Origin of the sequence: Promicromonospora sp. NPDC060271 (assembly GCF_042726755.1) — a bacterium.
In the GTDB taxonomy this organism is placed as follows: Bacteria; Actinomycetota; Actinomycetes; order Actinomycetales; family Cellulomonadaceae; genus Promicromonospora.
In genome coordinates, this window is the sequence record NZ_JBHXBG010000067.1 from 12,183 (window position 1) to 28,740 (window position 16,558).

18 protein-coding genes are annotated in these 16,558 nt (G+C 72.1%); 9 read left to right on the top strand and 9 right to left on the bottom strand.

Annotated features, from left to right (window positions below; translation table 11 throughout):
• The first annotated feature begins 11 nt into the window (after positions 1–11).
• Together rsmA and ACFWE2_RS12375 are read left to right on the top strand one after the other, a co-directional pair.
• Positions 12–923 carry a 16S rRNA (adenine(1518)-N(6)/adenine(1519)-N(6))-dimethyltransferase RsmA gene (gene rsmA, locus ACFWE2_RS12370; protein WP_377224527.1) on the top strand — a complete coding sequence of 304 codons (912 nt, stop codon included), beginning with the start codon at positions 12–14 and terminating at the stop codon, positions 921–923.
• A complete protein-coding gene (locus ACFWE2_RS12375) occupies positions 920–1,870 on the top strand; it encodes a 4-(cytidine 5'-diphospho)-2-C-methyl-D-erythritol kinase (RefSeq protein ID WP_377224528.1) in 951 nt (316 codons plus the stop codon). Before rsmA ends, ACFWE2_RS12375 begins: the two co-directional genes overlap by 4 nt.
• Before the next feature lie 36 nt (positions 1,871–1,906).
• Here ACFWE2_RS12375 and ACFWE2_RS12380 read toward each other — a convergent pair whose 3' ends face one another.
• Positions 1,907–2,716 (bottom strand): acetylxylan esterase, encoded by an 810-nt coding sequence (locus ACFWE2_RS12380; protein WP_377224529.1) that lies wholly within the window; start codon positions 2,714–2,716, stop codon positions 1,907–1,909.
• A gap of 87 nt (positions 2,717–2,803) precedes the next feature.
• Complete coding sequence (locus ACFWE2_RS12385) at positions 2,804–3,793, bottom strand: acetylxylan esterase (protein WP_377224530.1); 990 nt, start codon at positions 3,791–3,793, stop codon at positions 2,804–2,806.
• Between the two features lie 185 nt (positions 3,794–3,978).
• Between ACFWE2_RS12385 and ACFWE2_RS12390 the strand changes: the two genes are divergently transcribed.
• Both ACFWE2_RS12390 and ACFWE2_RS12395 read left to right on the top strand, forming a co-directional pair.
• Positions 3,979–5,850, top strand: coding sequence for an ABC-F family ATP-binding cassette domain-containing protein (locus tag ACFWE2_RS12390; RefSeq protein ID WP_377224531.1), 1,872 nt, complete (start codon positions 3,979–3,981; stop codon positions 5,848–5,850).
• On the top strand, positions 5,847–6,314 hold the full coding sequence (locus ACFWE2_RS12395) for an Lrp/AsnC family transcriptional regulator (protein ID WP_377224532.1): 468 nt from the start codon (positions 5,847–5,849) through the stop codon (positions 6,312–6,314). Before ACFWE2_RS12390 ends, ACFWE2_RS12395 begins: the two co-directional genes overlap by 4 nt.
• On the opposite strand, the gene ACFWE2_RS12400 is transcribed toward ACFWE2_RS12395, so the two are convergent.
• Positions 6,293–6,826, bottom strand: a complete 534-nt coding sequence (locus tag ACFWE2_RS12400) for a MarR family winged helix-turn-helix transcriptional regulator (RefSeq protein WP_377224533.1) — start codon at positions 6,824–6,826, stop codon at positions 6,293–6,295. The two genes, ACFWE2_RS12395 and ACFWE2_RS12400, sit on opposite strands and share 22 nt — an antisense overlap.
• 51 nt (positions 6,827–6,877) lie before the next feature.
• Here ACFWE2_RS12400 and ACFWE2_RS12405 point away from each other — a divergent pair, with 51 nt between their 5' ends.
• From ACFWE2_RS12405 to ACFWE2_RS12415, 3 genes are all read left to right on the top strand, one after another.
• Entirely contained in the window at positions 6,878–7,597 is a 720-nt protein-coding gene (locus ACFWE2_RS12405) for an SDR family NAD(P)-dependent oxidoreductase (protein ID WP_377224534.1), read from the top strand.
• Between the two features lie 236 nt (positions 7,598–7,833).
• Positions 7,834–8,364 carry a peptidoglycan-binding protein gene (locus tag ACFWE2_RS12410; protein ID WP_377224535.1) on the top strand — a complete coding sequence of 177 codons (531 nt, stop codon included), beginning with the start codon at positions 7,834–7,836 and terminating at the stop codon, positions 8,362–8,364.
• Between the two features lies 1 nt (position 8,365).
• A complete protein-coding gene (locus ACFWE2_RS12415; RefSeq protein WP_377224536.1) occupies positions 8,366–9,049 on the top strand; it encodes a hypothetical protein in 684 nt (227 codons plus the stop codon).
• Between the two features lie 93 nt (positions 9,050–9,142).
• Here ACFWE2_RS12415 and lat read toward each other — a convergent pair whose 3' ends face one another.
• Both lat and ACFWE2_RS12425 read right to left on the bottom strand, forming a co-directional pair.
• Entirely contained in the window at positions 9,143–10,450 is a 1,308-nt protein-coding gene (lat, locus tag ACFWE2_RS12420; protein ID WP_377224537.1) for an L-lysine 6-transaminase, read from the bottom strand.
• A gap of 56 nt (positions 10,451–10,506) precedes the next feature.
• The gene (locus ACFWE2_RS12425) at positions 10,507–11,811 is read right to left on the bottom strand and encodes a CynX/NimT family MFS transporter (RefSeq protein WP_377224538.1); all 1,305 of its coding nucleotides are present in this window, start codon (positions 11,809–11,811) and stop codon (positions 10,507–10,509) included.
• Between the two features lie 160 nt (positions 11,812–11,971).
• On the opposite strand from ACFWE2_RS12425, the gene ACFWE2_RS12430 reads away from it, so the two are divergent.
• The gene (locus ACFWE2_RS12430) at positions 11,972–12,400 is read left to right on the top strand and encodes a hypothetical protein (RefSeq protein WP_377224539.1); all 429 of its coding nucleotides are present in this window, start codon (positions 11,972–11,974) and stop codon (positions 12,398–12,400) included.
• 14 nt (positions 12,401–12,414) lie between these two features.
• Here ACFWE2_RS12430 and ACFWE2_RS12435 read toward each other — a convergent pair whose 3' ends face one another.
• Positions 12,415–12,954, bottom strand: a complete 540-nt coding sequence (locus tag ACFWE2_RS12435; RefSeq protein WP_377224540.1) for a DapH/DapD/GlmU-related protein — start codon at positions 12,952–12,954, stop codon at positions 12,415–12,417.
• A gap of 312 nt (positions 12,955–13,266) precedes the next feature.
• Positions 13,267–13,770 carry a MarR family winged helix-turn-helix transcriptional regulator gene (locus ACFWE2_RS12440; protein ID WP_377224541.1) on the bottom strand — a complete coding sequence of 168 codons (504 nt, stop codon included), beginning with the start codon at positions 13,768–13,770 and terminating at the stop codon, positions 13,267–13,269.
• Between the two features lie 104 nt (positions 13,771–13,874).
• Here ACFWE2_RS12440 and ACFWE2_RS12445 point away from each other — a divergent pair, with 104 nt between their 5' ends.
• Positions 13,875–14,918, top strand: a complete 1,044-nt coding sequence (locus ACFWE2_RS12445) for a maleylacetate reductase (protein WP_377224542.1) — start codon at positions 13,875–13,877, stop codon at positions 14,916–14,918.
• 3 nt (positions 14,919–14,921) lie between these two features.
• Here ACFWE2_RS12445 and ACFWE2_RS12450 read toward each other — a convergent pair whose 3' ends face one another.
• Both ACFWE2_RS12450 and ACFWE2_RS12455 read right to left on the bottom strand, forming a co-directional pair.
• The gene (locus tag ACFWE2_RS12450; protein WP_377224543.1) at positions 14,922–15,575 is read right to left on the bottom strand and encodes a class I SAM-dependent DNA methyltransferase; all 654 of its coding nucleotides are present in this window, start codon (positions 15,573–15,575) and stop codon (positions 14,922–14,924) included.
• A gap of 157 nt (positions 15,576–15,732) precedes the next feature.
• Complete coding sequence (locus ACFWE2_RS12455; RefSeq protein ID WP_377224544.1) at positions 15,733–16,116, bottom strand: hypothetical protein; 384 nt, start codon at positions 16,114–16,116, stop codon at positions 15,733–15,735.
• Between the last annotated feature and the right edge of the window lie 442 nt (positions 16,117–16,558).

Genomic DNA, 16,558 nt, shown 5'->3' on the forward strand with positions numbered 1-16,558 from the left:
GGCTCCCCTGCATGAACCAAACCTCAAGCGCCCTGCTCGGTCCGGCGGAGATCCGCGACCTGGCAGGGCGTTTGGGCGTTCGGCCCACCAAGACGCTGGGCCAGAACTTCCTGCACGACGGCGGCACGGTCCGCAAGATCGTGCGGGCCGCCGGGCTGAGGCCCGGCGAGCGGGTGGTCGAGGTCGGGCCCGGGCTGGGCTCGCTGACCCTCGGCCTGGTCGAGGCCGGAGCGTCGGTGGTGGCCATCGAGATCGACCCGCTCCTGGCCGGGCAGATCGCCGAGACCGTGCGGGCCCGGTTCCCGGACGCAGACTTCGAGGTGGTGCTCTCCGACGCGCTGGACGTCACGAGCCTGCCCGGTGCCGCGCCGACGGCGCTCGTGGCGAACCTCCCGTACAACGTGGCGGTCCCCGTGCTGCTCACCATGCTGGAGCGGTTCGACTCGCTGGAGCGCGTGCTCGTGATGGTCCAGGCAGAGGTGGCCGACCGGATCGCAGCCGTGCCGGGTTCCAAGATCTACGGCATCCCGTCGGTGAAGGCCGCCTGGTACGCCTCGGCCCGCCGTGCCGGGACCATCGGGCGCAACGTGTTCTGGCCCGCCCCGAACGTCGACTCCGCGCTCGTGTACCTCGAGCGCCGGGAGCCGCCGTCGACCACCGCGCCACGTGAACGGGTCTTCGAGGTCGTGGACGCCGCGTTCGCGCAGCGCCGCAAGACGCTGCGGGCCGCGCTGTCCGGGCTGTTCGGCTCGGGCGTCGCCGCGGAGGCCGCGCTCCGTGCCGCGGACGTCGACCCGGGCGCGCGCGGGGAGACACTCGTGGTCGAGCAGTTCGCGCGCATCGCGGAGCAGCTCCCCGACGTGTCAGACCGACAGGTCACCCCGGTGACCCTTACGTCTGACAACGCGGAGGGGGACGAGTGAGCGGGCGGCTGAGCGCGGCGCCGCCGCCGTCGGTCCGGGTCCGTGCGCCCGGAAAGGTCAATCTCGCGTTGCGCGTCGGACCGGTCGGGAGCGACGGCTACCACCCGCTGGCGACCATCTTCCAGGCGGTGACCCTGTTCGAGGAGGTCACGGCCACGCTGGCCGCGCCGGGAGCCGGCATCTCGCTGACCGTCTCCGGCCCGCAGGCGGACGACGTCCCCACCGACGAGACGAACCTCGCCTGGCGGGCGGCCGCGCTGCTCGCCGACCGCACGGGGCTCGCGGCCGACGTCGCGCTGCACATCACCAAGGGCGTGCCGGTTGCCGGGGGCATGGCCGGCGGCTCCGCCGACGCGGCTGCCGCGCTCCTGGCCTGTGACACGCTCTGGGAGGCCGGAGTGCCGCGCTCCGAGCTGGTGGAGATCGCCGCCGAGCTCGGCGCGGACGTGCCGTTCTCGCTCCTTGGGCACACCGCCGTCGGCACGGGGCGGGGCGACCTGCTGACACCGGCGATGACACGCGGGGAGTTCCACTGGTGCTTCGGCACGCAGCGCGTCGGCCTGTCGACGCCCAGCGTGTTCCGGCGGTTCGACGAGCTGGCCGGCCCGTCGACGCCCGCCGTCGCACCGGCCGACGACACCGAGCTGATGCACGCGCTCCGGGCCGGGGACCCCGTGGCGCTCGGCAAGGCGCTGCACAACGACCTGCAGGCGCCTGCGCTGGACCTGCGGCCCGAGCTCGCCGAGGTGCTGGACGTCGCCACCGAGTCGGGGGCGCTGGGCGTGATCGTGTCCGGCTCCGGTCCCACGGTGGCCGCGCTGGGGCGCTCCCGGCAGCACGCGCTGGCGCTGGGCGCCGCGTGGACGGCGGCCGACGTCGTGGACGCCGTCTGGTGTGCGAGCGGCCCAGCCCCGGGCACGCAGATCGTCACCTCGATCACCCGCTGACCCGCCCCGCCTCGGTTCTGTCTCGGCGTGGGAGGGTCAGTAGGCGACCTGGGGGACGAAGACGTCGGTCAGGTGCGTGTGCGCCGCGATCCAGCGGGTGCGGCGCGCCACGGCGTTGCTCTCGGTGGTCAGCACGCACTCGACCACCCGCTCGACGGAACCCGTCATCGCGGCCAGCGCCTGCGCGGCGCCCGCGCCCCACTCCTCCAGCAGCACCTGCGCACCGGCGCCCTGGGTGAGCTGGAGCGGCGTGCTCGCCCGCCGGGCGAACGCGACGAGCGAGTCCTTGTGCGCCGCGGGGATGTCGCCGTCGACCATCGCGCAGGCCAGGTCGGGGAGCAGCCCCGCAGCGGCGACCGCCGCCGCGGCGACCGGACCGCTGCCGAGCACCGCGACGCGTGACGGGTCGATGCTCGCGAGGGTCCGCAGCGCCTGCACCGCCCGCACGGCGTCGGTGAAGACGACACGGTTGTAGGGGTCGTCGAGGTCGTCCGGGGGCAGCTCGACCACGAGGTGCGCGAACCCGCCCGACGCGAGCCACTCGAGGTCCCGGTTCGCCGTGCGGCCGGCGGGCCGCAGCTCGACCAGGGCGGGCAGCGTGCTACCCGCGCCGGCCGGGGTGATGAGCCGACCCGGCACGGGGTGCCCGTCGAACCCGGCGAACGTCACCGCCTCGACCGTGAGGTCCCGGGCCCGGGCGGAAGCAGCCGACAGCACCGGCGCGACCTCGATGTCGCGGTGCGCGGCGAACGTCTGCGCCCAGAACGCGTCGAAGTTCGCTGGTTCGTCGGTGGCCGGCGGCGCGGCCGGCGCCACCGCGACGAGCGGCAGGTCGTATTCGGGCACGGGGAAACCTCCGGGGATGAACGTGCGCTGCGGAGCCTACCGCCCGGGCATGACAGGCAAATTTCCCGCCCGTGCCCTGGCGTGCCGTCAGATGATCTTGCCCAGCCACTGGACCATGCGCGGGAACCGGTACGCACCGCCGCCCTCGTGGCCGTTGTACGGGTAGACGTCGATCTCCTTGACGACGGCCTCCGCCGGGGCGATGGCCCAGTTGTTGAACGCGGCGTACACGGTCGACGGCGGGCAGATCCCGTCCATGAGCGCCACCGAGAACAGCCCGGCCGAACGGGCCCGCCGGGCGAACGACACCCCGTCCAGGTACGAGAAGGTGCGCCAGACCTGCTCCTCCACCGCCGGGTCCCGGTACACGGAGAGGTACTTCGTGATCTCGCCGTACGGGAAGCCGTCCGTGATCGTCACCGCCCGGCGGTAGTGGCTGAGGAACGGCACGTCCGGCATCGCGGCCACGACGTCGGGCACCAGGCCCGCTACCGCGATGGTGATGCCGCCGCCCTGGCTGCCTCCGTGCAGCGCCACGCGCGCCGGGTCGAGGCCGTCGATGGCGCGCACCGCGTCGACGGCGCGGGCGCCGTCGGTGAAGAGCCGGCGGTAGTAGTGGTCGTGCGGGTCGAGCACGCCACGGGTCATGACGCCCGGGTACGCCGACCCGTGGCCCACCGGGTCCGGCGTCTCGCCGCCGCTGCCCCAGCCGGCCCCCTGGCCGCGGGTGTCCATCATGAGGTGCGCGTAGCCGGCCGCCGCCCACTGGATCCGCTCGTGCGGCAGGCCCCGCCCGCCGCCGTAGCCGTTGTACTCGACCACGACGGGCAGGTCACCGTCCGCGTGCGCGGGGCGCGTGAGCCACGCCTTGACCGGGTGACCGCCGAAGCCGGGGAACGTGACGTCGTCCACCAGGATCTCGGTCAGGCCCGCGTCGATCCGCTCCACGGTCGGCGCCTCGTCGAACGTGCGTGCCTCGGCCAGGGTCGTCGACCAGAACTCGTCGAAGTCGGCGGGCTCGTCGATCTCGGGGAGATAGCTCTCGAGATCGGACAGCGGCATGTCGAACTGGGCCACGTGGATGCTCCTCGGCGTAGTCGTCAGCGGGGCCGACGGCGGAGTCGACGGGCTGGATCGCCGTCGACGGTGGACAGCGTAACCGCGGCGTCCGACATCGAACAGGTACCGGTCCGGGCCTCCCGCGCGAGACGGGGCAACGGTTCGTGTCCGACCCCCGGCCCACGGCGAACTAGGCTGCACAGGTGGCACATCTTCTCGGCGCGGACGGCATCGCGCTGACCATCGGCACTCGCACCCTCCTGTCCGAGGTCTCCCTCGGGCTCGACGACGGCGATCGCGTCGGCGTGGTCGGCCCCAACGGCGCGGGCAAGTCGACCCTCCTGCGCATCCTCGCCGGCACGTCGCAGCCCGACGCCGGACGGGTCACCAAGGTGGGCGGCACGGTCCTCGGCATGCTCGACCAGCGGGACGAGCTCGGCGCGGACGCGACGGTCCTCGACGTCGTGCACGGCGACGCGGAGACGCACGTCTGGGCGTCCGACGCCCGGGTCCGCCAGGTGCAGGAAGGCCTGCTCGGTGACCTCGCCTGGGACGCCCCGGTCGCGCGGCTCTCCGGCGGCCAGCGTCGGCGCGTGGCGCTCGCGGCCCTGCTCGTCCGGGACCCCGACGTGCTGCTGCTCGACGAGCCCACCAACCACCTCGACGTCGAGGGCGTCGCCTGGCTCGCGGCCCATCTCCGCGAGCGCTACGGCCGCCCCGGCGCCACGGGCGCGCTGGTCGTCGTGACGCACGACCGCTGGTTCCTCGACGAGGTCTGCACGCGTATGTGGGAGGTGCGCGGCGACGGCACCGGCGCGATCGACGGGTACGAGGGCGGTTATGCCGCCTACATCCTGGCGCGTGCCGAGCGGGCGCGGCAGGCCGCGACGGCCGCGGAGAAGCGGGACAACCTGCTGCGCAAGGAGCTCGCCTGGCTCCGCCGCGGCGCCCCGGCCCGTACGTCCAAGCCGAAGTTCCGGCTCGACGCCGCGTCCGCGCTGATCGCCGACGAGCCGCCGCCACGCGACTCGATGGAGCTCACCCGGATGGCGACGCGTCGCCTGGGCAAGGACGTGCTGGACCTGGAGTCGGTCTCGCTCGAGCTCGGCGGCAAGGTGCTGTTCGACGACGTGACCTGGCGCCTCGGCCCCGGGGACCGGTACGGCGTCGTCGGTGTGAACGGTGCGGGCAAGACGACGCTGCTCGCGCTGCTCGCCGGCCGCCGCGAGCCCGGCTCGGGCCGCGTCAAGCGCGGCAAGACGATCCACGTCAAGGAGCTGACGCAGGACGTCTCCGAGCTGGACGAGCTCGGGACGCTCACGGCGGTCGAGGTGATCGAGTCGGAGAAGGGCCGGGTCGTCGTCGACGGCAAGGAGCTCACGGCCTCGCAGCTCACCGAGAAGCTCGGCTTCACGCGGGAGCGGGCCTACACGCCGGTTAAGGACCTGTCCGGCGGCGAGCGGCGTCGGCTGCAGCTTCTCCGCCTGCTGGTGGCCGAACCCAACGTGCTGCTGCTCGACGAGCCCACCAACGACCTCGACACCGACACGCTCGCCGCGGTCGAGGACCTGCTGGACGGCTGGCTCGGCACGCTGATCGTGGTCTCGCACGACCGGTACCTGCTGGAGCGGGTGGCGGACCGGCAGGTCGCGCTGCTCGGCGACGGGACGATCCGCGACCTGCCCGGCGGGGTGGAGGAGTACCTGCGGCTGCGGGCAGCGGCCAAGGCCGCCGGTGCCTCCGCCTCGGGTACCCCGGCGGGCGGTGGCGCCGGTGCGGCGGGCGGTTCGGCCGCCGGGCGGACGGCGTCGGGCACGGCTCCGGCGTCGGACGGCGGTCCAGGGGGAGAGGCGGTCAACCAGCGCGACATCCGTGCCGCCAAGAAAGAGGTCTCCCGGATCGAGCGCCGTCTTGCGAAGATTGCCCAGAAGGAGGCCGAGCTGCACGAAACAATCGCACAGCAGGCCACGGACTACCAGGCTGTCGCTCGGCTGGACGCGGAGCTCCGCGACCTGGTGAGCGAGCGCGACGAGCTCGAGGCGGCCTGGCTGGAAGCGGCGGAGGTGGCGGGATGACCGACAACGATCTGGCACCGCTCGACGGGGTGGACCGAGCGCTCGTGGACGCACTGCGCAAGGACGGGCGCACCACGCTCGCGGTGCTGTCCGAGATCTCGGGGCTGTCCCTGTCGGCGGTGCAGGTCCGGGTGCGGAAGCTCGAGGCGCGCGGCGTCATCACGGGCTATCGGGCCGTGGTGAACCCGGAGGCGGTAGGGCTGCCGCTGTCCGCGTTCGTGGAGATCACGCCCCTGGACCAGGCGCAGGAGGACGACGCGCCCGAACGCCTGCGTGGCATGCCGGGCATCGAGTCCTGCTACTCGGTGGCCGGCAACGCGAACTATCTGCTCACGGTGCGGGTGGCCTCGCCGAGGGCGCTGGAGGAGCTGCTCGGCCGCGTCCGCCGTACGGCGAAGGTCTCCACCCGCACCACCGTGGTGCTGCAGACCTACTTCGAGGGTCAGACGACCGAACCGGCCTGACGGCCGGTGCCCTGGTCGAGCCGGGCGAGCAGTCCCGCAAGCGTCTGGCGGTCCTCCGCCGTCAGGCCGCCGACCAGCTCTTCCTCGTGCGTGAGCAGGTCCCGGACCGCCCGCTCCACGAGCTCGTGCCCGGCAGCGGTCAGCGTCACGGCCACCGCGCGCCGCCCGGCGTCGGACGGCGACCGTGTCACCAGGCCCTCCCGCTCGGCCCGGGCCACACGCTGCGAGATCGCGCCGGCCGTCACGAGGGTCTGGGCCGCCAGCTCCCTGGTCGTCAGGGCCCAGGGCTCGCCAGCGCGCCGCAGGGTGCTGAGCAGGTCGAGCGTCGCCGGATCGATCCCGATCCGGTGCAGGGTCCTGCGGCGATCGTCCGCCAGCGTCTTGGCCACGCGCCACAGCGGCGTGATCACGCCTATCGACGACACCGGGACGCCCGGCAGCTCGCGCTCCCATGCGGCGGCGATCGCCTCGGGCGGCATGGCCGCCGTGGAGTCGAAGGGGTATTCGGTCACCGGCTCCTCCTGTATGTTTAGGTCTAAATCTACAGGACAGGAGATATCAGCATGCCCAGACTCGTTCTCGTCACAGGTGGGTCCGGCGGCATCGGGTGCGCGGTGGCGCGCCGGTTCGTCGAACAGGGCGACCGCGTGGTCATCACCGGCCGCTCCGCCGAGCGGCTCGACCGCGCGGTGGAGGCGACCGGGGCGCGCGGGGTGCGCTGCGACGTCGGGCAGCCCGACGACGTCGCGGCACTGATGGCGCAGCTCGACGCCCCCGTCGACGTCCTGGTGGCCATGGCGGGCGGCAACACCGACTTCGACCGGCCGGAACCGGAAGGCCTCGCACAGGTGGCCGACGGCTGGCGGGCCAACCTTGACGCGAACCTGATCAGTACCGTGCTGGTGGCGTCCGCCGTCCTGGAGACCATGCCGGACGGCGGAGCGGTGGTCACCGTCGGCTCGATCGGCGCCGAGTACGCGGGCACGTCCTACGGGGTCGCGAAGGCGGCGGTCCAGGCGTGGACCGCCGGGCTGTCCGCGTCGGTGGGCCCGCGCGGGATCACCGCGAACTGCGTGGCGCCCGGCTACATCGCCGAGACCGGCTACTTCAAGGACCGCCTCACCGAACAGCGGCGCGACCGGCTCGTCGCCGCGACGCACGACGGCCGCGCCGGACTGCCCGACGACGTCGCCGCGCTGGTCTCGTTCCTCGCCTCCCCGGGCGCCCGCCACATCACGGGCCAGACCTTGCACGTCAACGGCGGCGCCCACACGACGCGGTGATCCGCTCGGGCGCATCGGCAGGCTCATGGTGACCGTAACGCCCGTGGCGACCGTAACCCCCGGGGATATGGTCGCCTCGGACCTCTTGACCGGGAGTCAGTCCGCGGCCGCTCGACCGGGGCAAACCAGTTCCTCCCGGTGCGTCGCTTCCGTCTTTTAAGGGCGGATTGTTACGCTCGCGCTCGCCAGTACATCGCCCGGCCCCGGCGTCGGGCCGACGAAGGAGCGCCGAGGGAATGCCCACCACCCGAACCTGGCTGCAGGCGGGCGGTGGCACCGTCGTGGCCGCCCTGATCGTCGCCGCCGTGGTGCAGGCGATGAACTCGAGCGCGATGTGGGTGTCCAACGACCCCGTCGGCGAGTGCGGCCAGACGTCCGGCGGCGCGGTCGTCGCCGCGCAGAACGTGCTGTGGGCGGGCACCGGTCTCGAGCCGGTCGACGGGTCGTGGGACGCCGAGTCCGAGGTCGCGGCCAAGGCGTTCCAGGCCTACAACGGCCTGCCGGTGAGCGGCTGCGTCGACACCGGCACGTGGCTCACCATGCGTGCGTACCTGATCTCCCTGTGCGACCCGGAGTTCGACTGCCGAGGGCCCGACCACCGCGTGCGGTACGCCGCGCCGGGCGGCGCGCGGCAGGCCTTCTTCGCCGACAACGAGTGCGACTGGGGTTCCTACGTGCTGCCGGGCGTCGCGGGCAGCCCTGTCACGTCGAACGAGATCACCGCGCTCTCGCGGGACGCGGTGGTCGAGATCGAGTGCGAGAGCTGACGTGGTCACCACCATCGAGGAGCCGAGGATCCGGCCGGAGTGGCTGCTCGGCGGCGCGGTGACGCTGCTCGGCGCGATCATCATCATCGTGGTGACGCTGATCCTCGGGGCACGGGAGGACGAGCCCGTCGTCACGCCGGTGGACGCGACGGAGCTCACCGCGGGGACCTGCGCCGAGGACCTGCGCCAGCCGCACTGGGTGCCGGAGTCCGTCCAGCGGGCGGAGGTCGAGTGCCCGGCGGACATCTCGGCGGCGATCGGCCGCACGACCGCGGAGGACCACCTCGGCACGTGGATCACCTACCCGCTGGAGGGTGACGACAACGATCAGACGTTCCGCGGCGGGCCCGGCCTGTCCTGGCCCGAGGACGAGGTCCGTTCGGGCGCGTACCACCCGGCGTCGGCCATCATCTACGTGGCGTACCCGGGTTCCACCGAGCTCTCGGGCGAGCTGTCCGGCGACAACGTGACGGTCGAGTGGTCGGATCTCGCGGACTCGGGCCGGGAGGCGCGGGTGACCCGCGTCGACAACAACGGGTTCGGGCCGGTGCGGGTCGAGTGGACCGACGACGCGGGCTCCTACCTGCTGCTCGGCACGATGGGCCGCACGCCGGAGGGCGGCTCGGGACCGACCGTGGCCGAGCTCCTCCGGATCGCGGACAGCGTCGCGGCGGAGGACGGGTAACCCGACCGCGAGGTAGAGCGCTTGTCCGCAGCCTCCCGGGCGGTACCCAGGAGACCGCGGACGAGCGCTCTACCTCGCGGTCCCGGTGCGGGGTCAGAGCGTCTCGGCCAGGACCTCGTCCAGGGCCTTGACGCCGGCCTCCAGCGCCTCGGTGGTGACCGTCAGCGCCGGGCGGAACCGGACCGACCGCTCGCCGCAGCCCAGCAGCAGCACGTTCCGCGCGGTGAGCGCGGCCAGCACGCGGTCGCGGACCTCGCGCGAGGGCAGGGTCAGCGCGCACATGAGACCCCGGCCGCGGACGTCGGTGACGCCGTCGTGCCGTGCGGCGAGCGCGACCAGCTCGTCGTTGAGCCGCTTGCCCATGGTGCGGGCGCGGTCCACGAGGCCCTCGGCCTCGTAGGTCTCCAGGATGCGGCGCGAGCGCACCATGTCGGTGAGGTTGCCGCCCCAGGTCGAGTTGATGCGCGACGAGACGGCGAACACGTTGTCCGGGATCTCGTCGACCCGGCCGCCGGCCATGACGCCGCAGACCTGCGTCTTCTTGCCGAACGCGACGACGTCGGGCGTGATGCCGAGCTGCTGGTAGGCCCACGTGGTGCCGGTGATGCCCGCGCCGGTCTGGACCTCGTCCATGATGAACAGCGCGTCGAACTCGCGGCACAGGTCCTGCATGCCCGTCAGGAACGAGGTGCGGAAGTGGTGGTCGCCACCCTCGCCCTGGATGGGCTCCATGATGAACGCCGCGATGTCGTGCGGGTTGGCCTCGAACGCCGCGCGAGCGGCCCCGAGCGCGGCCGCCTCTGCCGCGTCCATGTCCTTGCCCTCGGCGATGTAGGGCGAGGGGATGCGCGGCCAGTCGAACTTGGGGAACCGCGCGACCTTGCCCGGTTCCGTGTTCGTCAGCGACATCGTGTATCCGGAGCGGCCGTGGAACGCGTGCTCCAGGTGCATCACCTGCGTGCCGAGCTCCGGGGACCGGCCGTTCGCCTCGTTGTGGCGGGACTTCCAGTCGAACGCGACCTTGAGCGCGTTCTCGACGGCGAGCGCGCCGCCGTCGATGAAGAAGAGGTGCGGCAGCGCGGGGTCGCCGAGGACCCGCGCGAACGTGTCGGCGAAGCGCGCCATCTCGACCGTGTAGATGTCGGAGTTGGACGGCTTGTTGATCGCCGCGGTCGCGAGCTCCTCGCGGAACGCCGCGTCGTCGGCAAGAGCGGGGTGGTTCATGCCGAGCGGCGAGGAGGCGAAGAAGGTGAACAGGTCGAGCCACTCGCGACCGTCACGCGCGTCGACGAGCGTGGAGCCGTGCGACCGGGTGAGGTCGAGGACGAGGTCGAACCCGTCGACCAGGAGGTGCTCGCGAAGGGTGGGGAGCACCGCGGTGGGCTCAAGAGGTGTCGTCATGCTGGAAAGGTAGGCAATGATCCTGCCAGATTTCAATGCCTATGGAAATGTTCCTGTCAGGCCCGTCTGGGTCCTGGGCGTCGTGTCGCGAGCAGCTCGGCCGTCCCGAGCATGAGCGTCGATCCCAGCAGCACCAGGAGCGCCGCGTCCCAGCCGCCCGACGCCGCGTGCACCGCACCGATCACGGCGGGAGCTGTGGCGGCAACGGCGTAGCCGAACGCCTGCACGGCCGCCACCGTCCGCCGGGTCTGCGCCACGGTGCGGCACCGTTGCGCGACGAGCGTGAAGATCACCACGAAGTTCCCGCCCTGGGCGATCCCGGCGATGCTCACCCACAGCAGCCACCACTGCGGCGCCAGCAGCAGGCCCGCCGGGAGCGAGAGCCACAGCAGGCCTATGACCACTGCCGCACCCCGCATCGGTACGCGGGCCGCCAGCACGAGCGGGACCAGCACACTGCCGGCGATGGCGAGGCCCTGGAAGGGCGCGGCCGCGTTGCCCGCCGTGGTCACGGACAGGTCCAGCAGGTCGCGCAGCAGCTCGGGGAGCCAGCCGGTGACCGCGAAGTACGAGAACGACTGCGCTGCGAACGCGATGGCCAGCGCCCAGGTGATCGGACGACGCACCACGCCGCCCCAGGTCTCGTCGGGCCGCTCGGTCGGCGGCGGGGCCGGCGTACCGGTGGGGCCGTCGACCAGCCTGTCGGCGGGCGTCTCGCCGGGGGCACCGCCGTCGTCCCCTGACGTGCCCGGCGCAGGGGCCGCACGGGTGACCGGCGGGTCCGTCGCGCGGCGGATGGTGACGAGCCAGACGACCAGCGCCACCGCCGCGACGAGCGCCCAGGAGGCGACGGCGCCCTGCCAGCCGACGAGGGCCGCGAACGGCGCGGTGAGCGACGTCGCGAAGACGCTGCCGAGGTTCATCGTCGACGAGTACAGGCCGGTCGCCAGGGCCGTCCTGGTCGGGAAGTCCCGCGCGATGATGACCGGCACCACCACGTTGCCCACCGTGATCGCGCAGCCCAGCAGCACCGTGCCGGCGAACGCCGCCACAACACCCGGTGTGCCCGTGCCCGCCGACCGGATCAGGGTCCCGGCGATCACACCCGCGAGGGCCACCGTCACCGCCGAGTACGGCCCGGCCCGGGCGATCAGGGCCGACGCCGCCGGCGCCACCACGCTGAAGCACAGCGCGGGGATCCCCACGAGCAGCCCGGCAAGGGTCTGGTCCAGACCCAGGCCCGTCGCGACGTCGGCCATGACCGGCGGGAGGGATGTGATGGGGGTGCGCAGGTTCAGGGCGAAGACGAGGACCGCGACGAGCAGCGCGGAGCCGCCTGCCGCTGTGCGGATGTTGCTCATGATGCTGTCATTGTGCGTGACGGGGTCTGTTGGTCGCGTCGGGCGACCAGCTCGTCCGCACACGGTGTGCAGATCGTCATGACGGCATCCCAGGAGGGACCGCGGCTTACCCGTTAGATTGGGCGACCGGTCAGCAGGTCCGGGACAACAGGGGTGTCGAATGAAGCAGCGGCAGGTCTTCCGAGGTGTGGGAGCTCTTGTCGGCGTACTCATGCTCTCGGGCTGCGCGTTCGAACTGGGGAAGCTCGACTACACCGAGCCGGAGTTCGTCGGCTCGTACGTGGACGACGGCGCCACGACCGTCGTCGCGCTCGGTGCGGACCGCACCTTCACCGCAGTCGGGGTCCCGGACGAGGTGCTGGCCAACGCGACGGGTGGCAAGGTCGACGAGGTCCCCGCCGAGATCGAGGGCACCTGGAAGTACGACTCGAAGAGCTCGGCCGACCATGTCGAGCTGACCGTCACCGACGCCGACGGCGTGCCCGCGGAGCTGGGCGAGCTGCCCCTGTACGTCGCGGACGCCGACGACCTGTTCTTCCTGCCCGACCAGCTCGGGCGCGAGAAGATAGTGGTCAGCCGGGACCGCTGAGCAGGGACCGCCCGTCACCACTTCCGGCGTACGGCCGCCTTGCCGCCGGTCACGAGGCTCGCGGCGGGGACGTCGTCGGCCACGACGGCGCCCGCGGCGACCACCGCGTCCCTGCCGATGTTGACGCCGGGCAGGATCGTGGCACCCGCGCCGATCCAGACGTTCTCCGCCACGTCGATGGGCGCGCCGCTCAGCCAGGTCCGGCGGTCCTCCGGATCGACCGGATGGCCCATCGTGATGAACGTGGCCTTCGGCCCGACCATCACGCGGTCGCCGAGCCGGATGCCCGCGTAGTCCAGGAACGTGCAGTTCTGGTTGATGAACACCCGCTCGCCGAGGTCCAGGTTCAGGCCGTGGTCCGTGTAGAACGGCGGATAGACGGTGGTCCCCGCCCGCAGCGGCCTACCGAGGATCTGCTCGAACAGCTCTGCCTTGCCCGCCTCGTCGTCGAAGGGCAGGACGTTCAGGCGGGAGGTGAGCTCCGTGGCCCTGCGGACCCGCTCCGCCATCGCCTGGAACTCGGGGCCGTGGATGCGCATGAGGTGGTCGGTCATGTGCCGATCCTGCTACAGGTGCTCGCCGAGCTCAGTCGTCGTGCTCAGGCTCTGCTCTTTGACGCCTGAGCCTGCGGTTCCGCTCCGGGCGGGTGCCTCGTCCCTCGGCCCTCACCCTGCGCTGCACCTCCGGCTCAGTCTCTACTTGTACCGCCTGAGCCTGCGGTTCCGCTCCGGGCGGATGCCTCGTCCCTCGGCCCCCACCCTGCGCTGCACCTCCGGCTCAGTCTCTACTTGTACCGCCTGAGCCTGCGGTTCCGCTCCGGGCGGGTGCCTCGTCCCTCGGCCCCCACCCTGCGCTGCACCTCCGGCTCAGTCGTCGAACTGGGCGGTCACCGTGCGCAGCAGGTCCGCGAGCTGCGGGCGCTCCGCGGGCGACAGCGCGGTCAGCACCTTGGCCTCGACGTCCAGGAGGTCGCTCATCGCCGCGTCGACGCGCGCCAGCCCTTCGTCGGTGAGCTCGACCAGGACCCCGCGGCGGTCGTCGGGGGAGCGGTGCCGCTGCACGAACCCGCGCGACTCCAGGCGGTCTATCCGGTTGGTCATGGTGCCGCTGGTGACGAGGGTCTGGGCGACAAGGGTGCCCGGCGACAGCCGGAAGGGCTCACCGGCACGGCGCAGCGCGGAGAGCACGTCGAACTCCCACGTCTCCAGGCTGTGCCGGGCGAAGGCGGTGCGGCGTGCGAGGTCGAGGTGCCGCGCGAGGCGGGACACGCGGCTGAACACCGTGAGGGGTTCGAGCTCCAGGTCCGGGCGCACGTGACGCCACGCGGCGACGATGCGGTCGACCTCGTCGGCGGGACCTGTGTGCTCCATGGCGAGAGGCTACCGGATATCTCGACGTCAAGAATCTCGACAAGAGGGTCGGTGCCGCGTCGCTCGTGGTCAGGGGGTGTACGCCGACCGTAGGCTCAGGCCTCGTGGGAACAGACATCAGGGTGCACCAGGTCTACGCCGGTCGAGTGCTGCAGGGTCCGGGCGCGCGGACCCTCGTACCGGACGAGCTGGAGCGGCTCGGGTCGGAGCGGGTGCTGCTGGTGACGGCGCCGTCGTCGGCCGAGGCGGGTCAGGACCTGGCCGTCGCCCTCGGGGAGCGGCACGTCGCGACCTTCGCGCGCCCGGTCCAGCACACACCCGTCGAGGTGACCGCCGAGGCGCTCGCCCTGGCCGGTAAGGCGCGGGCCGACGCGATAGTCGCCGTCGGCGGCGGTTCGGCCATCGGGCTGTCGAAGGCGCTGGCCGTCCGGACAGGCATGCCCCAGGTGGCGGTACCGACCACGTATGCCGGGTCGGAGGCCACACCGGTGCTCGGCGAGACGGAGAACGGCGTCAAGACGACGCGGCGGGACCCCGCCTTCGCGCCGGGCACCGTCGTGTACGACCCGGAGCTGACGCTGTCCCTGCCCCGCGGGCTCACGCGGACCTCGGCCCTCAACGCACTGGCCCACGCCGTCGAGGCACTGTGGGACACGGACGCGAGCGCGGCAACCCGCGCGTACGGCGTGGAGGCCGTCGACGGCGTCCTCACGGCGCTCCCCGTGGTCCTCGACCGCCCGTCCGACGTCGTCGCCCGCGGCCGGCTCCAGGAAGCCGCCTGGCTGGCGGGCGCCTGCCTGGCGCAGGCCCGGATGGGGCTGCACCACCAGCTCGCGCACGTCCTCGGCGGAACCTACGGCCTGCCCCACGCGGAGCTGCACGCCCTGCTCCTCGCGCACGTCATGCGGTTCAACCTGGCCGCAGCCCCCGACGCCGCCGCACGCCTGACCCGCGTAGCGGGCGGCGACCCGGCGCTCGCGGTCGCCGCCCTGGCGGCCGAGCACGACGGCCCGACGTCGCTCGGCGCGCTCGGCTTGTCGCGCACCGTCCTGCGCGATGTGGCCGAACGGGTCGCGGCCGACCCGTACCCCAACCCTCGGCCGGTGACCGCCGGTGCCGTGGAGGAGCTGCTGCTCGCCGCCTGGTGAGCCTCAGGCGGCCCGCTTACGGGCGAGGAGATGCGCCTGCGGGAAGCCACGCACCGGATCCTCGGCCGGCGCGACCACCAGGCGGGCCACCTCGTCCGCGCCGGAGTCCGCCAGCAGCCCCGTGACGTGGTCGGGTGAGTACCGCCACGCGGGCGACACCCTGTGGTCGAAGTGCTCGGCGGTCAGACCGACGTCGTCGAGTGCCTGGAACGCGACCAGGAGATGGCCGCCGGGCGCCACGACCCGGCTGAGCTCAGCGAGCGTCGCGGGGAGAGCGTCAGGCGGCGTGTGGATGATCGAGTAGTTCGCCAGCACCCCGGCGAGCGACCCGGAGGCGACCTCGAGCGCGCCCATGTCGCCGACGTCGAAGCGGACGCCGGGATTGGCCGCGCGGGCCGTCGCCACGAGCTGCGGCGACAGGTCGACGCCGAACGCGTCGACTCCCCGGTCGCGCAGGTATGCGGTGACGTGCCCGGGACCACAGCCGACGTCGGCCACCAGGCCACCGCCCGCCTGCCGGACCAGGTCGGCGAAGGCCTGGACCATCACGTGGTTCAGCGGCCTGTCGGCGAACGCCTCGCCGATGAACGCCGTGTAGGCGTCCGCCATGCCGTCGTAGTCGGTTCGAACGGTCGCGAGATGTTCACAGGACGTCACGCCGGCAGCGTAGAACAGTGCGGGTTCGACTCTTCTCAACTGCTGACTGCTTGCCGACCATAGAGATATCAGTAGTATTGGTCCTGCGAGGGGCACTAGCCCCGAGAAGTGAGCCCGGGAGCCTACCCTTCAGGTGGGTGGCCCGGGCTTTGCGCTGTCAGGGCACTTCCTGGAACTGGACTACCAAGGGACGCACCCGGTCACGCCAGTTCCCTGCCCGCTGCCACGCCCACGCGATCGCATCTGCAGCCCAGAGGAGTGGCTCCTCGTGGCGGTGCATGTGGTCGTAGCGGATCTCGCTCTTGTGCAGTTCCTCGTACAGCCACCGGCGGTCCTTGCTGACGACGCTCTCATCGAGATCCAGGACGACGATTCCGGCTTCCACCTCCAGGCAGAGCTGCGCAAGCTTTCGGACGCACATCTCCCGTTGTTGCGGGCCACGTCGCCCGGTCGCCTCGACCACAACTGCCGTGACGTCGTGCGCGGCCAGCGCGTCCAGGACCGCGTGGCGAAGTTCGTCGCGCGCTCCGTTGAAGTGCACGCTGCGCCGGCCGCGAGGTCGAAGCTGGCGGAGCACTCCTGGGTGCGCCGCCCCTCGAATCTTCGGAGCCAGCTACTCGGCGCGTCAAGAATATGTCCTGTTTGCGGTGAAGGATGTCCCGATTCCTGAGCCATTATCACAGGGTGAAACCTGGCGCCTATTGGGGGTGAATATCCCTTTCCCGTTGCAGCGTCCGGGTCGTGTGCTTAATGTATGGAACGCGAACACTGTTCCGCTCACAGGTGATCATCCTGTGATTTCCCGTTTTTTGGAAGGAATAGCCCCATGACCGTTGTTGACATCGTCTCTGAGCTCCTGCACAACCTTGGCTACACCGTCGCGGAGATCCTCTGCCTGATCGGTCTCTGACCTGCAAGTACACTGTCAGCCGAGATCTGCGGCGGCATGAGTAGCATCCCCAGCTGAACGAACACCCCTCGCG